Origin of the sequence: Nocardia sp. A7 (assembly GCF_046549215.1) — a bacterium.
Lineage (GTDB): Bacteria > Actinomycetota > Actinomycetes > Mycobacteriales > Mycobacteriaceae > Nocardia.
On sequence record NZ_JAJPWE010000002.1, the window covers coordinates 1,406,925 to 1,419,521 of the forward strand.

Annotated in this window: 16 protein-coding genes; 6 read left to right on the forward strand and 10 right to left on the reverse strand. The window is 66.9% G+C overall.

Features of this window, described 5'->3' with window-relative positions; genetic code table 11:
- Window positions 1–7: 7 nt before the first annotated feature.
- Window positions 8–538: a pyridoxamine 5'-phosphate oxidase family protein gene (locus ACLJPD_RS17740; RefSeq protein ID WP_410873295.1), complete on the reverse strand. Its 531-nt coding sequence runs from the start codon at window positions 536–538 to the stop codon at window positions 8–10.
- Window positions 539–645: 107 nt separating this feature from the next.
- A complete protein-coding gene (locus ACLJPD_RS17745; RefSeq protein ID WP_410873296.1) occupies window positions 646–1,038 on the reverse strand; it encodes a nuclear transport factor 2 family protein in 393 nt (130 codons plus the stop codon).
- A 62-nt stretch (window positions 1,039–1,100) separates the two neighbouring features.
- On the opposite strand from ACLJPD_RS17745, the gene ACLJPD_RS17750 reads away from it, so the two are divergent.
- Window positions 1,101–1,679 (forward strand): TetR/AcrR family transcriptional regulator, encoded by a 579-nt coding sequence (locus ACLJPD_RS17750; RefSeq protein ID WP_410873297.1) that lies wholly within the window; start codon window positions 1,101–1,103, stop codon window positions 1,677–1,679.
- Between the two features lie 2 nt (window positions 1,680–1,681).
- Here the strand turns inward: ACLJPD_RS17750 and ACLJPD_RS17755 are convergent, their stop codons facing one another.
- On the reverse strand, window positions 1,682–2,803 hold the full coding sequence (locus ACLJPD_RS17755; RefSeq protein ID WP_410873298.1) for an acyl-CoA dehydrogenase family protein: 1,122 nt from the start codon (window positions 2,801–2,803) through the stop codon (window positions 1,682–1,684).
- Between the two features lie 90 nt (window positions 2,804–2,893).
- Here ACLJPD_RS17755 and ACLJPD_RS17760 point away from each other — a divergent pair, with 90 nt between their 5' ends.
- A complete protein-coding gene (locus ACLJPD_RS17760) occupies window positions 2,894–3,592 on the forward strand; it encodes a winged helix-turn-helix transcriptional regulator (protein ID WP_410873299.1) in 699 nt (232 codons plus the stop codon).
- A 23-nt stretch (window positions 3,593–3,615) separates the two neighbouring features.
- Here ACLJPD_RS17760 and ACLJPD_RS17765 read toward each other — a convergent pair whose 3' ends face one another.
- On the reverse strand, window positions 3,616–4,173 hold the full coding sequence (locus tag ACLJPD_RS17765) for a hypothetical protein (RefSeq protein WP_410873300.1): 558 nt from the start codon (window positions 4,171–4,173) through the stop codon (window positions 3,616–3,618).
- Between the two features lie 129 nt (window positions 4,174–4,302).
- Between ACLJPD_RS17765 and ACLJPD_RS17770 the strand changes: the two genes are divergently transcribed.
- A complete protein-coding gene (locus ACLJPD_RS17770; protein WP_410873301.1) occupies window positions 4,303–4,536 on the forward strand; it encodes a hypothetical protein in 234 nt (77 codons plus the stop codon).
- Window positions 4,537–4,644: 108 nt separating this feature from the next.
- On the forward strand, window positions 4,645–5,847 hold the full coding sequence (locus ACLJPD_RS17775) for a site-specific integrase (protein WP_410873302.1): 1,203 nt from the start codon (window positions 4,645–4,647) through the stop codon (window positions 5,845–5,847).
- Here ACLJPD_RS17775 and ACLJPD_RS17780 read toward each other — a convergent pair whose 3' ends face one another.
- Window positions 5,848–6,255 (reverse strand): nuclear transport factor 2 family protein, encoded by a 408-nt coding sequence (locus tag ACLJPD_RS17780; protein ID WP_410873303.1) that lies wholly within the window; start codon window positions 6,253–6,255, stop codon window positions 5,848–5,850.
- Window positions 6,256–6,346: 91 nt separating this feature from the next.
- Window positions 6,347–6,829 carry a nitroreductase family deazaflavin-dependent oxidoreductase gene (locus ACLJPD_RS17785; RefSeq protein ID WP_410873304.1) on the reverse strand — a complete coding sequence of 161 codons (483 nt, stop codon included), beginning with the start codon at window positions 6,827–6,829 and terminating at the stop codon, window positions 6,347–6,349.
- 374 nt (window positions 6,830–7,203) lie between these two features.
- Between ACLJPD_RS17785 and ACLJPD_RS17790 the strand changes: the two genes are divergently transcribed.
- Together ACLJPD_RS17790 and ACLJPD_RS17795 are read left to right on the forward strand one after the other, a co-directional pair.
- Entirely contained in the window at window positions 7,204–8,526 is a 1,323-nt protein-coding gene (locus ACLJPD_RS17790; protein WP_410873305.1) for a family 1 glycosylhydrolase, read from the forward strand.
- Window positions 8,527–8,564: 38 nt separating this feature from the next.
- Window positions 8,565–9,287, forward strand: a complete 723-nt coding sequence (locus tag ACLJPD_RS17795) for a TetR/AcrR family transcriptional regulator (protein WP_410873306.1) — start codon at window positions 8,565–8,567, stop codon at window positions 9,285–9,287.
- 16 nt (window positions 9,288–9,303) lie between these two features.
- Here ACLJPD_RS17795 and ACLJPD_RS17800 read toward each other — a convergent pair whose 3' ends face one another.
- The 4 genes from ACLJPD_RS17800 to ACLJPD_RS17815 form a co-directional block, all read right to left on the reverse strand.
- Window positions 9,304–10,302, reverse strand: a complete 999-nt coding sequence (locus ACLJPD_RS17800; RefSeq protein ID WP_410873307.1) for an AurF N-oxygenase family protein — start codon at window positions 10,300–10,302, stop codon at window positions 9,304–9,306.
- 122 nt (window positions 10,303–10,424) lie between these two features.
- Entirely contained in the window at window positions 10,425–11,018 is a 594-nt protein-coding gene (locus ACLJPD_RS17805) for a hypothetical protein (protein ID WP_410873308.1), read from the reverse strand.
- An 83-nt stretch (window positions 11,019–11,101) separates the two neighbouring features.
- Window positions 11,102–11,842, reverse strand: coding sequence for a TetR/AcrR family transcriptional regulator (locus tag ACLJPD_RS17810; RefSeq protein ID WP_410873309.1), 741 nt, complete (start codon window positions 11,840–11,842; stop codon window positions 11,102–11,104).
- Window positions 11,843–11,849: 7 nt separating this feature from the next.
- On the reverse strand, window positions 11,850–12,563 hold the full coding sequence (locus tag ACLJPD_RS17815; RefSeq protein ID WP_410873310.1) for a MerR family transcriptional regulator: 714 nt from the start codon (window positions 12,561–12,563) through the stop codon (window positions 11,850–11,852).
- Window positions 12,564–12,597: the final 34 nt, after the last annotated feature.

A 12,597-nucleotide genomic window follows, 5' to 3' on the forward strand; every position in this document is an offset into this window, starting at 1 on the left:
CGACACGTCAGGGCGCGGGCGTCGCGGCGAGCCTCGCGATATCGGGGGCATAGACGGCCATCCAGTGCGGACGCAGTCGGTAGCAGACCACCTCGTTGTCCCAGTCGAAGGCGTCCTCGCCGTAGAAGTCCTGGAAGTACGTACGCAGCGCAGGCCAGTCAGCGGCAAGCTCACCTCCCTGCCCGTTGAGGATCTCGACCGTTCCGTGCGTGAACACGCCCAGGTTCTCACCGCGCATATGCGCCACGCTCGCAGCAGGCCGCGCCGCGAGGTGGCGAGCCTTAGCGGCGTTGCGCGCGGTGGCGAAGTGCCACATTCCGTGCAGGAAATGGCCGTCCACGCCGCTGATCCGCGGTTCGCCCTTCGCTGTCACGGTGGACAGGGCGAGGGTGCACATCCCGGTGAGGACCTGGGTGAGTTCCGCCGCGGACAGCGTGTTCTCCTCGTCGATGATCGAGCGAAGGTGAGAGGTCGAACCGGTGAGGGAGGAGTCGAGGAGTGTCTGAAGCTCAGCGAGTTCTTCTGGTGTTTCGCGCAAGGATGAAGCCCTTATCTATCCGTGGTGTGCCGACCGACAAACCCATCCTCGACCAAAACCTTGACACCTTCTGCCATCTTTGGACCACGGGTTTCCTGCGGGGTGAGCTAACGACAAGCGTCATGCCAGCGCTTGGTGTCAGTTATCTGAACCAGCGACGTGATCTTGCCGTCGTGGAAGGTCAAGTCGTGGGCGAAGGCGGCTTCGAAACTTTTGCTCGTCGACCGACAGGTTCCCCTGTAGTCCCCGAATACGATGACCCGGTCACGAGCTACTTCGACGAACTCCGCGGGGACGGGAGCGACGTCATACGCGACGAACACGGCACCCCAGACCTTGGACAGCATGGTCCGCGGATCGGCGACCGAGCCACCGACATTCAGCGGCATACCCGCACTCACGTGCGCTGTGAACGAGGGATCCAGTAGGCCCGCAAGCGCTTGGCCATCGGATTTCTCGAATGCCGCGTACAGCTGCTCAGCCACATCTCGTGCCGTCATGTCGACTCCTACGATTTTAGAGAGATACCCCTAAAACAGAATTAGAGCATAGTCTCTAATTCATGGGAAGACCCCCGCTACATGACCGAGACAGCTTCCTGGACTCCGCGGCACGCCTCTTCGCCGCAGGCGGGGCGCGTTCGGTAACGATGGCCGCTGTCGCGCGGACGGCTGGGGCGCCGAGCGGCTCGGTCTATCACCGCTTCCCGGACCGCCCCGCATTGCTCGCTGCGCTCTGGCTACGTTCGAGCCGCAAGTTCTTCGACGAATACACCCGGTCCGTGGGTACGACACCAGGGCTCGACGACGCTATCGCCGCGTCGGCCTGGATCGTCGACTGGTGTCGCGACAACTTCGCCGAGGCGACCGTGCTGCAAGCCGGTACTCGCGCATTCGAACCCGATGAATGGCCACAGGTCGCCCGAGCCGAGCTCGCCGAGCAGGCCATGGCCCAGAAGCAGGCGTTGCAGGCTGTCGTCCGAGCGCTCGCCGTACAGTCCGGCCACTCGCATGACCGCATCACCTTCGCCCTGATAGACATGCCACTGGCGGCGGTGCGCCCCTATTTCAACCAGGGCGAACCGCCACCGCCGCGAGCCACCGAACTGGTCCGGGAACTCGCCGCGACTCTCCTCACCTGAACTCACCCGATGGGGCTGTGCCCCAAGAGAACTCGCCCGCTGAAGCGGGTCTGTTTGGCGCGGGGCAGGGGGTGGAATTGGACGCCGTGGATGTCGCGGTAGAGGCGTTCGAGGTCGCAGGTGCGGGAATAGCCTGCGCCGCCGGTGGTTTCGATGGCCAGGCGGATGGTGGTGATGAGGGCGTCGGCGGCGACGGTTTTGCGGCTGAGGGCGCGGGCGGCGTAGGAGTCGGTGTTGGGGAAGGTCAGGTTCTCGGAGTCGGTGAACATGGCGGTGATGAGATCCTCGGCGGTGGTGTAGGCGTTGAGCATTTCGCCTGCCGACTGGACCGTGTGGGCGTCGGAGCGGCCGTCCAGTAGGCGCGCGGTGAGGTCGACGGCCGCGTCCGCGACACCGAGATAGGCGGCCAGGACCAGTGGAAGTGCCGCGCCGATCACCACATTCAGCACCGGCGGCCACGGACCGGCCGGACGGGTCAACGAGATCGCGGCATCGGGGACGAACACATCGTCGAGCACGACCGTGTGCGAACCGCTCGCCCGCAAACCGAACGAATCCCACGTCTTGTCGATGCTCACGCCCGCGGCGGCAAGCGGGATCGCGAAGTGCAGTACCTCGTCGTCGAAGCGAACGCTGGTGACGAGCACATCCCCCACCTCACACCCACTCGCCGGCGCCTTGCGCGCACTCACCCGATACCCACCGTCGACGCGCACGGCCTGCCCGTTGGAGTCGACCCAATCCGAAGCGCCGGTGCTGACCAGAATCGCTCCGCCTGCCACTTTCGCGAACACCGCCGACGCATCGACACCGTGGTTGTGCCGCCACACCTGCGCGGCCACCAGATGCGAATGCATCGCGAACGCCACCGCCGTCGACGGATCGTGTCTGCCGAGCTCGCGCAGGATCTCCCCCATCTCCTGATGGGAGGCACCCCCACCGCCGAACTCGACCGGCACGAGCGCCGCGGACAGACCGCTCGACCGCAGACGGTCGAACGCGGCGACGGAGATCTCGCCGGTGCGGTCCCGCTCCGGGACCTCGAGCCGCAAGGTTTCACCGATCTCGCGGGCGAGGCAAACCCGGTCGGCGCTGGACGTGGTGTCGGAAATTGTGGAAGTCATGTTTCGAAGGTAGGAAGCGCCGCGATAACCAGATAGTCCAGAAAGTGGACTCCCCCGGTCCAGAAAATGGACCCTGTCGGCGAGGTGACCATGACAAGCACGACCGCAGGCTACGGCCAGTACTGCCCGATCTCGCGCGCCCTCGATGTGCTCGGCGAACGGTGGTCGCTGCTCATCCTGCGCGACCTGTTCCTCGGCACCACCCGCTTCAACGACCTCGCCCGCGGCCTACCGGGTCTGTCCCGCAGCCTGCTCGCCAAACGCCTGCGCCAGTTCGAACGCGCCGGACTCATCGACAAACTCGGCACCGAACACGTACTCACCGAAGCCGGGACCCAACTCGAGCCCATCCTGTTCGGCCTGGGCGAATGGGGCGCGCGCTGGACCTTCAGCGCACCACAGGACGAGGAACTCGACGCCGCGCTGCTGGTCTGGTGGATGCACACCCGCGTCGACACCTCGATGCTCCCGGGCCGACGACAGGTGCTGCAGGTCCGATTCACCGACGACGTGCGCCGGTTCTGGATCGTGGTCGAAGCCGCGGTGCCGTCGGTCTGCGAGACCGACCCCGGCTATCCCGTCGACGTCACCATCAGCGCAGACCTCGCCGGCCTGTACGAGGTGTGGCTGGGGCGCATGCCGCTCACGCACGCACAGCGCACCGGGCGGGTCACGTTCACCGGCCCGCCCGCCCTCACCCGTCGCATGCCCGCCGTTCTCCGGCTCAGTCCGGTCGCCGGATACGTCGCCGAGGCCGCGCGACCGGACCAGGCGGCGCGCGCATCGTGACTCGAAAACTGCCGTCGCTGCGCCTATTCCGGCAAGTCACCGGTGCGCGCGGCGATCCGCATCGCCCAGCTGTAGAACTGCGCGGGATCCCCCAGGGTCGCCCGTGCCGCAGGCCGCGCGAGGACACCGTTCGCCGCGGACAGCAGGTCGTCCAGGCCGAGATGTGCCCACTCCCACAGCATGCTGTCGAAGTTGTACGACATCATGGCCGGTCCCACGCGCTCACGGATCGCGACGATCTCCTCCTGCGACAGCCCCGCACGATGCAGTCGCGTGTCGGTTGCGCGCTGATCTTCGGCGTCGAAGGAGGTATCGAGGAACGGCTCGAGCAGATCGCCCCAGATATCGGGACCACGATGCGTCTCGATCCCGTTGCGGCGGCAGAATTCATCGAGCGCGGGTCGGTCCGCGGCGCGCAGGAACAACGTTTCGCCGTCGACGGTACGGACCTGGGGCGGGAGCGCGCGCGGATCGGCATCGGCGATCTCGGATATCGCGATCACGCCGTCGGGATACACCGATGCGCCCGCGAAAGGGTAGTCGGCAAACCGGATCTCCGTGTCGGCGATGACCACCCGCATCGCACTATCATGCCGACCCGAGTCGGCCCAGAGCTAGTGTCATGAACTATATCGAACAAAACGTGGCAGTTATCACTACTTGTCGCGTCATGTTGGCAACCGTCGTAATCAAAACGTTAGGCTTCGAGCATGGCACGTACCGGAGCAGCACACTCAGAGCCGTACGGACCGAGTGTTCCTCTCCCCCAACACCGTCCGGCGCGTCTCGAACTCGTCAGCGAAACTCCTGACCCCGCAGCGGCAGGAGGTGCTGACGAGCACTTCCCGCGACTGGGCGACACGAGTTTTCTCACCGGCGCGGCCCGGCACCGCCTCGCTGCCTACATCCACACCCAGCTCGCCGAACTCGAAGAGATGCCGTAGCTCCTCGCCGATGACTCCGCGCGCCTGCGCCATCGAGCCTGCGCACGATTAGGCTGCACACGCCGAAGACATCGGCGGCAGCGGCGATTCACGCGAGGAGGGGCGAGCTTGAGCGACGCATCGGTCGTGCTTCCCGAACAGGTCCGCACCGAACTGCGTCGCGGTGTGCGCAGTGTCCTCGTCGATACCGCCGCCCTGCGCCTGGTCCGCGAACGCTTCGACGACAACCAGGCAGGCGCTCTGCGCCGCTACCTCGAAGCGTCCCAATCGGCGAATACCCTGCGCGCCTATCGGACCGACTGGATCGCCTGGGCAGGCTGGTGCGCGGTCGAACAGCGACAGGCCCTCCCCGCCGACCCACTCGATGTCGCCGTCTATCTGGCCGCCTCCGCGGACGCCCGACGAGAAAGCGGCGCATGGGCATTCAGCCCGGCCACCCTTGACCGCAAGTCCGCCGCCATCGCCGCCGTCCACGCCGCGAACGGTCTCCCCTCACCGACGCGCTCCGATGTCGTCCGGCTCACCCTGCGCGGTATCCGCCGCACCCGCCGCACCCCACCGACCCGCAAACGGCCGGTGCTGCTGCACACCCTCGACCAACTCCTGGCCGAACTGCCCGCACCCGACTGGCCCACCGAACCCGCACGCCGCCGAGATGCCCTCGCCCTGCTGGTCGGTTTCGCCGGCGCGCTGCGGCGCAGTGAACTCGCGGGCCTGCGCATCAGCGATGTGCACGTGCGCACCGACCACACCACCGGCGAACCACTGCTCATCGTGCACCTGCCGACCACGAAGACCGACCCGACCGGCGTCGCCGAACAACGCATCGCCCTGCCGCGCGGCAAACACCCACGCACCTGCCCGGTCTGCGCGTTCGCCGACTGGGTCCGGCTATTGGAGGTCCACGCCGACTCCGGTGACGCGGGCGCACGATCCTGGACCGCGAACACCCTCGCGGCCGACACCACCATCCACCGCTGCCACGGCTTCACCGGAACCCGGCTCAGCACCGACGAGGACCGCCCGCTGTTCCCTACGATCAACCGGCACGGTTCGATCGGTGCCACCGCGCTGTCCGGCCGGGCCGTCGCCGAACTCGTGAAGCGCTACGCGGCTCGCGCCGGCCTCGACCCCGACCTGTTCTCCGGACATTCCCTGCGCGCGGGCTTCGCCACCCAGGCCGCCCTCGGCGGCGCCAGCGACCGCGAGATCATGCGCCAAGGCCGGTGGGCCAACCCACGCACCGTCCACGGCTACATCCGCACCGCGAACCCACTCGAGGACAACGCGGTCACCAAGCTCGGACTGTGATCAGCCCTTGTCCGGTGCGTCGGCGACGACGCTGGCGTGTGCCGCGACGACCCGCCATCCTGACTCGCCCTCGTCGGTCCACGTGCGGGTGTAGCGCATCCGGGCGGCAATTGCTTCGCCGCCGATTGTGGCTTCGAGATAGCCGAGGAACCACGTGACACCGAGATGCGCCGTAACCAGCACCTCGACGTCTTCCTCGTCGACGCGGCCCATGACCAGGTGCCCCGTCTCGTGCGCGCGCAGGTCGTCCTGCTTGGACAAGAGCACCCCGTCCGGGCCGGTGAATCGCGCCGAATCGTCGATCAACTCGGCCAGCACCTCAACGTCGGAAGTCAACTGCGCGGCCTGAAGTCGGCGTTCGGCGGCCAGCAGGCTCTCGGCGCGGTCTCGCTGTTCTTCGAATCCCATGGCCCGACCGTGCCACACCGCCACGCGCCGCGCGCGGCGTTCTGCCGTCGGCGAACCCCCGCGCAACTACCGCCGCTATACCGCTACATCATCAGCGGATGCGGTCGAGCCGGAAGATGCGGAACTCGCGACCGCCCGAGAGCTGGAATTCCATCTCGTAGCCGGGCCAGAACTCGACGGCCTGATCCCATACGCGCTTGCGCTCGACCCCGGTGATCTCGGCGACCGACACAGGGAACGCGGAGCTGCCGTCGAAGCGGGCCGAGGCGGTGCGGGCCGCGCGCAGGTTCGCCGACCATGCCGGATGCTGCGGCTTCCCCCAGTTCGAACCGACCAGATAGAAGCCCTCGCCGTCGGGCACGCACAGCAGCGAGGTGGTGCGCGGCTGGCCGGACTTGCGACCGACCACCGTGACCTCGATCGATGGCAGCCCGGCCAGGTCGAGTACACCCCACCGACCGCCGCTGAGTCTGCGCAGCAACCGCTCCGTCGGCAGAATGAGGCCGGCGCCACGCATTACCCAGGGCTGCGCCGCGACCACGCGGACAAAGCCCGGCAAGGGATTCCAAACCATCTCCGAATCCTGGCTCGAGCGAACCGCAATCGCCCACTCACGATGGCGCGCTGAGAGGCAACTCACTCGATGCGCTGGACCGCCGATCGCCGCGGGCGGACCATACCGGTCGCGTAGCGATCGATTTGGCGACCTAGCTGAAGCCCCTCCCCTGCCTGTGCTGGTGAGTCGTTGTGTCGCGCGGACATGTTTTGAATGTTGGCGGGTGTGTGGGGGCCTACGGTTAATACATGTTTAGATGCGCATATCTACGTACCTTAATATAATTAATGGACAATCTCCAAGGTCCCGCCGCTCCGTGCCTAATTCCCCCGCACAACTACTTCGATGTCGCACACTGATCTCACTCCCCTCCCCTAGCCGCCAGGAGTGCCATGCCCTCCCCCAATGGTCGCCACTTCCTGGCCTCGGTCGCCCTGGTGGCCGCAGCGTTGCTCGCGACCAGCCCCTCCCCCGCCCTTGCTCGGCCTTCGGCGCCTGCTCGAGTGGCGCCGCTCGGACCCGAATTCCTCTGGGGCGTAGCAGCTTCCGGTTTCCAAGCCGAGGGCGATGCGCCGGACAGCAATTGGCGCCGCTATGTCGAATCCGGGACCACGGCAGACCCCTATCTGAACTCGGTCGACTTTCGCAATCGCTACCGCTCCGACATCGCCCTTGCCGCGAAACTCGGTGTGCGCGTGTACCGCATCGGCATCGAGTGGGCACGGGTCCAACCTCAGGCCGGAGTCTGGGACGAGGCTGCGCTCGCGTTCTACGACGACGTCATCGACGCGATCACCGAGGCCGGGATGCGGCCGATGCTCACTCTCGACCATTGGGTGTACCCGGGTTGGGCCGCCGACCGCGGCGGGTGGCGTGATCCGGAGATCGTCGCGAACTGGCTGTCCAACGCACGCCGCGTCGTCGACCGGTTCGCCGGCGTCGATCCGTTGTGGGTGACGTTCAACGAACCCACGGTGTACATGGTCAACGAGCTGCGCCACGGCGGCATCGGCGCCGCCGACGTCCTCACCATGGGTGAACGAATCACTCAGGCGCACAACAGCATCTACGACTACATCCACGCCGTACACCCCACCGCCCAGGTCACCAGCAATGTCGCCTACATTCCCGCCTTCGACGACGCGGTCAGCGGACTACTGCTCGACCGGATCTCGGCTCGCCTGGACTACATCGGCATCGACTACTACTACGGCCTGTCCCCCACCCAGCCGCAGATCCCCGATCCCGACAAACTCTGGACGATTCCACTACAGCCCGAAGGCATCTACTACGCGCTCGATCACTACGCGCGAAAGTTCCCCGGCCGCCCGCTCTACATCGTCGAGAACGGCATGCCGACCGAGAACGGACGTCCCCGCGCCGACGGCTACACCCGAGCGGATTCGCTGCGCGACACCGTCTATTGGCTGCAGCGCGCGGTCGCCGACGGCATCCCACTGATGGGCTACAACTACTGGAGCCTCACCGACAACTACGAATGGGGTTCGTACACAGCACGTTTCGGCCTGTACACGGTCGACGTGCTGACAGACCCGACGCTGACCCGCACCCCGACCGACGCGGTCGCGGCCTACCGCGCGATCACCGCCGCGGGCGGCGTCGCCCCCGATTACCGGCCGACGCGCCCCGTTGCCCCGTGTTCGCTCGTCGACGGGCTCGCCAGTTGCACCGATCCCGTGTCGGTCCCTCGGTAGCGGTTTGCGGAACCGTTGGTTGCTCTACACTCGGGCGGGTGTCGAGCACAGCGCCACGCCCCGCCAGCGCCGTGAGCGGCAGGCAAGCCCGATGGCAGCCGCACAACGACAGCCGCCGGGAGCAGATCGTGCTGGCCGCGGTCGAGCTGCTCGAGCAGGCCCCCGCCGGTGTGGAGGTGCCGATCATCCAGATCGCCGAGCACGCTGGGCTCGCTAAATCGGTGGTCTACCGGCAGTTCGCGGGTCGCGACGAGCTGGATCGCCGGATCAGAAGCCAGATCGCCGACCGTTTCGTCAGCGACATCGAGGACGCGCTCGACATCGCCGAGGGCTCGATTCACGAAATCCTGGTGCGCACGATCAGCGCTGTCGTCACCTGGATTCAGGATCATCCACGCCTGCACGACTTCCTGCGGACCGGGCCGTCGGAGGCCGATCCCGATATCGACGCGATGAGCGCGCTGATCACCACCATCGCGGGGTCGACCAGAGCTCTGGTCACCGGACTGGCCGGGGTGGTCGGTGTGACCGACGAGGCCTCGGCCGACACGATGACCTTCGCCATCGTGTCGATGACCGAGGCCACCGTCACCCGCTGGGCCAACGATCCGAAACCGGCTCTCACCAGAGACCAGCTGATCGAGGAGGTCGCCTCCTACGCTTGGCACGTGGTCGACGGCGTCGCCCGGCGCCACGGTCTGAACCTGGACCCCGACCAGCAACTCACCGAGATCATCACGCAGCTGATCGCCCGCGGCTGAGCCGCGGGCGATCAGCTCAGGCGGCGCGGCGCGCGCTGCGTTCGGGCTCGCTGCGGTAGCGCGACACGGGCCCGTCGATGCCGAACTTCCGCCACAGCAACTTGGCGGTCGGGTTCATCAGGCCGAGATCGTTGGCCAGTTTGCGCATGTCGCCGAAGTAGCTCGACAGGATCTGCTGGGACCGCTCCGACTTCCAGAATGCCTGCTCGATGACGTCGCGCGGAATATCGAACTCGCGCTCGAACGAACGCGGCGGCGCCATGATCTCGCTGACCAGCCAGCGCATCGCGATCGGGAACGCCAGCGAGCAGACACCACGATTGAACTTGCCCATCCGTCCGATGTGCGCGGTGAGGAAATCCCCGGCGAAGGAGATGTGGCGCGCTTCCTCGGCGATGTGGATCTCCATGGTGCGCAACACCATCGGCGGCAGCGACGCGCCCTCGCGGATCATTGCCTTCTGGTAGTGGTCGATCGGTTCCTCGCCGCCGAGGATGCCGATGAACAGGATGGTGTGGGCATAGCCGCCGGCGACCCCGATCAGCGGGGACAACGCCCGGAACAGCGGCCGCATGCCGGGCACGTCGACGTCGATTCGGTTGACCAGCTCCTGGAACATCTGGATGTGGTTGCACTCTTCGGTCATCTCGTGCAAGCAGTACCGGAACTCAGGCGAGCCGTTCGGCAGCTTCATGATGTATTGCATCATTCCGCGGATGAGGATGCTCTCGAAGGCCGCGCCGACCTTGATCGAATTGGCAGTTCGCCACTTGCCGATCTCGATCCGCCGCTCCAGCGGTTGGTCGCGATACCACTGCGTCGCGCCGAGGGGATCGATCTCCGGTGAGAGCACCCACCGCACATCGTTCGGGTCAAGGGCGAGCTCGGGTGAATCCCAGTCGATATCGAGGTAGGGATCGAAATGGCGGTCGACAGACCCCTGTGACAGGGTTGCCAGCGCCTCTCGATACTCCTCGCTGATGGGTCCGCCACGGCTCGATTCGGTCAGCGTCATCGGTGCCTCCTCGGTTCGCGTCGGGCGTGCCCGGCGCTGTTAGCGCCGTCACACCGTTGCTCCAAGAATAACTGAGACCATCAGTCTCATACAACCCTGGCTCGATAACGTTTTCCTGCGAACTACTCGACGAGCAGAACCACCAGCTGGCGAGCCAACTCGCTGTCACCGGGGCCGCCGAGCCAGATAAGGGGGCGGCGCTGGTCGAGGTGGTCCAGCGCTTCGGGCAGCGACACGTAGACGCGATCGGCGCGGACGACACACACCTGGGGCACGACCTCCGAGACAGCGGGCCCACCGTCGACATCGAGTGCCAGCGAGCCGGTCGACGCGTCGCCGGCCACCGCGTCGCGAACCACCGCGTCGCCTGCCTCGGCCGTGTCCGAACCGCTGTGGACGACCTGGTGTCCCGGCGCACCGGCCCAGTGATCGAGCCACGCCGGGCCCGGCTCGACCGCGGCGAGCACCGTCTGCACGCTCATGCCGTAGAGCACGTCGGCGACCGCGGCGGGCAGGCCCGCGATGTCGACCGTGCGCACCAGCGAGCCGTGTTCGCGCAACCGGTCGACGAACCGTTCGAGCACCTCGGCCCGCTCGGCCGGGTCCACGATCGCGTGCCTGCCCGCGGATCGACGCATGGGTACCCGGCGCTCGTCCTCGGGCAGGTCCAGCAGCCCGTCACGGACTCGGCGCAAGATCTCCTCGCGAGAATTCACTGGGGCACTCTCCTTCGTTGGCGACGCCGATGCCGCCGTTCACACATTCCTCTCCCCACATACCGCGGGAACCCTTCAAATCGCTACCGTACCGACCGGTCCACATGATCCGGGCACGGCACGACGAAGCCGAGCAGGTGCAGTAGCTGGTCGACATTCAGGTCGAATACTTCCGCGCGATCGGCGAAGGTGTCGCGGCCGTACATGTCGAACACGTCGAAATTCACCGCACCGAACAGCGTGGTCCACGCGGTGAGGGCGGCCGTGATCACCCGATCGGGGACGGCAAGACCGAACTGCTCGCGAATGGTCGCGAAATCGGCTGCCGTACGCGCGGAGATCGCGGGGTCGGCCGCGGGGACGCTGAGCTGACCCTGGCGATAGGCGCTGTCGACGATGCCGAGCAGGACCGCGATCACCCGGATGCCCGGTGCCTCGGTATCGGCGGCGGGTGCGTCGTAACCGGGGACCGGTGTGCCGAAGAGCAGGCCGTACCACGCGGGTTCGGCCAGCGCCCATTCCCGCACGGTCCGCGCGGTCACCCGGAAGCGGGTCGCTGGGTCATCGGGGGCGTCGAGCAGTGCCGCGTCGACGGTGTCGCCCAGGGCGTTGTAGCCGTCGACCACCAGCATGGTCAGCAATTCGTCCCGACTGCGCACGTACCGATATACCGCCGAGGACACCATGCCCAGGTCGCGTGCGACGGCGCGCAACGACAATGCCGCGGCCCCGTGCGTGGCCAGATGTTCGCGGCCGATGCGCTTGATGTCGGCGATCGTCCGCGCGCGAGCCAGTGCGCGCGGACCGGGCCGGTCGGAGCTCATAGTTCGATCATCGCCCACTCGCGGCGCGGGCGGGATCCCGGCGTGCGTCCGTGTCGTCGGCGGCGGCGGCGCGTTCGATCTCGGCGGCGAACGTCGCGCCGCCGACCGCCCAGGCCATGGCGAGCAATCGGTCCCGGAAGCGGCTCAGGTCTATCCCTACCCCTTCACCGCCGTAGCCGGTGCCGGTCGCGTCGCGAACCGTGCACACCACCTCGTCGGCAAGATCGGCGATGCGCGACTGGATCAGCGTCCGCAAGACCCCGCTGAGCGTGATGTCGAAACCGACGTCGTAGAGGACGAGTGCGGCCTTGAGCATCGTGCGGTCCGCGACGAACCAGCGTTGTCCGCGTCGTTCCAGGTATCCGGCTGAGGCCAGTTCGCTGAGCACGTCGGTGCCGCGCTCCCCCAGCATCGCTGTGAGCTCGGCGTCGTCGAGGTAGGACGAGCGTTCGACGGACTGTCCCGCGCGCGGATCGAACAGCGTGCGCCAGTCACCGGCCTGCGGTTCGGTGTCGAATACCTCACGGATGGCGTCCAGTCGCAGCCCGCGCGCCTGCATCGCGACGATGTCGCGCAGCCGGTCGAGGTGCTCGCCGGAATAGACGACTTCCTTGCCCGCGCGGCCGGGCTTGGGCAGCACGCCGAGCGAGTGGTAATAGCGGATGGTGCGCGACGCCACGCCGCTGACGTCGGCGAGTTCCGCTCGGGTGTATCGGGCCACCCGACCAGCATAGGGCGAACCGGAGCCTACGTTG

What these genes read in the sequence shown, in the direction of transcription:
- ACLJPD_RS17745 (WP_410873296.1), bottom strand. Translation starts at nt 1,038, where the DNA reads ATGACGGCACGAGATGTGGCTGAGCAGCTGTACGCGGCATTCGAGAAA.
- ACLJPD_RS17750 (WP_410873297.1), top strand. Translation starts at nt 1,101, where the DNA reads ATGGGAAGACCCCCGCTACATGACCGAGACAGCTTCCTGGACTCCGCG.
- ACLJPD_RS17755 (WP_410873298.1), bottom strand. Translation starts at nt 2,803, where the DNA reads ATGACTTCCACAATTTCCGACACCACGTCCAGCGCCGACCGGGTTTGC.
- ACLJPD_RS17760 (WP_410873299.1), top strand. Translation starts at nt 2,894, where the DNA reads ATGACAAGCACGACCGCAGGCTACGGCCAGTACTGCCCGATCTCGCGC.
- ACLJPD_RS17765 (WP_410873300.1), bottom strand. Translation starts at nt 4,173, where the DNA reads ATGCGGGTGGTCATCGCCGACACGGAGATCCGGTTTGCCGACTACCCT.
- ACLJPD_RS17770 (WP_410873301.1), top strand. Translation starts at nt 4,303, where the DNA reads ATGGCACGTACCGGAGCAGCACACTCAGAGCCGTACGGACCGAGTGTT.
- ACLJPD_RS17780 (WP_410873303.1), bottom strand. Translation starts at nt 6,255, where the DNA reads ATGGGATTCGAAGAACAGCGAGACCGCGCCGAGAGCCTGCTGGCCGCC.
- ACLJPD_RS17785 (WP_410873304.1), bottom strand. Translation starts at nt 6,829, where the DNA reads ATGGTTTGGAATCCCTTGCCGGGCTTTGTCCGCGTGGTCGCGGCGCAG.
- ACLJPD_RS17790 (WP_410873305.1), top strand. Translation starts at nt 7,204, where the DNA reads ATGCCCTCCCCCAATGGTCGCCACTTCCTGGCCTCGGTCGCCCTGGTG.
- ACLJPD_RS17800 (WP_410873307.1), bottom strand. Translation starts at nt 10,302, where the DNA reads ATGACGCTGACCGAATCGAGCCGTGGCGGACCCATCAGCGAGGAGTAT.
- ACLJPD_RS17810 (WP_410873309.1), bottom strand. Translation starts at nt 11,842, where the DNA reads ATGAGCTCCGACCGGCCCGGTCCGCGCGCACTGGCTCGCGCGCGGACG.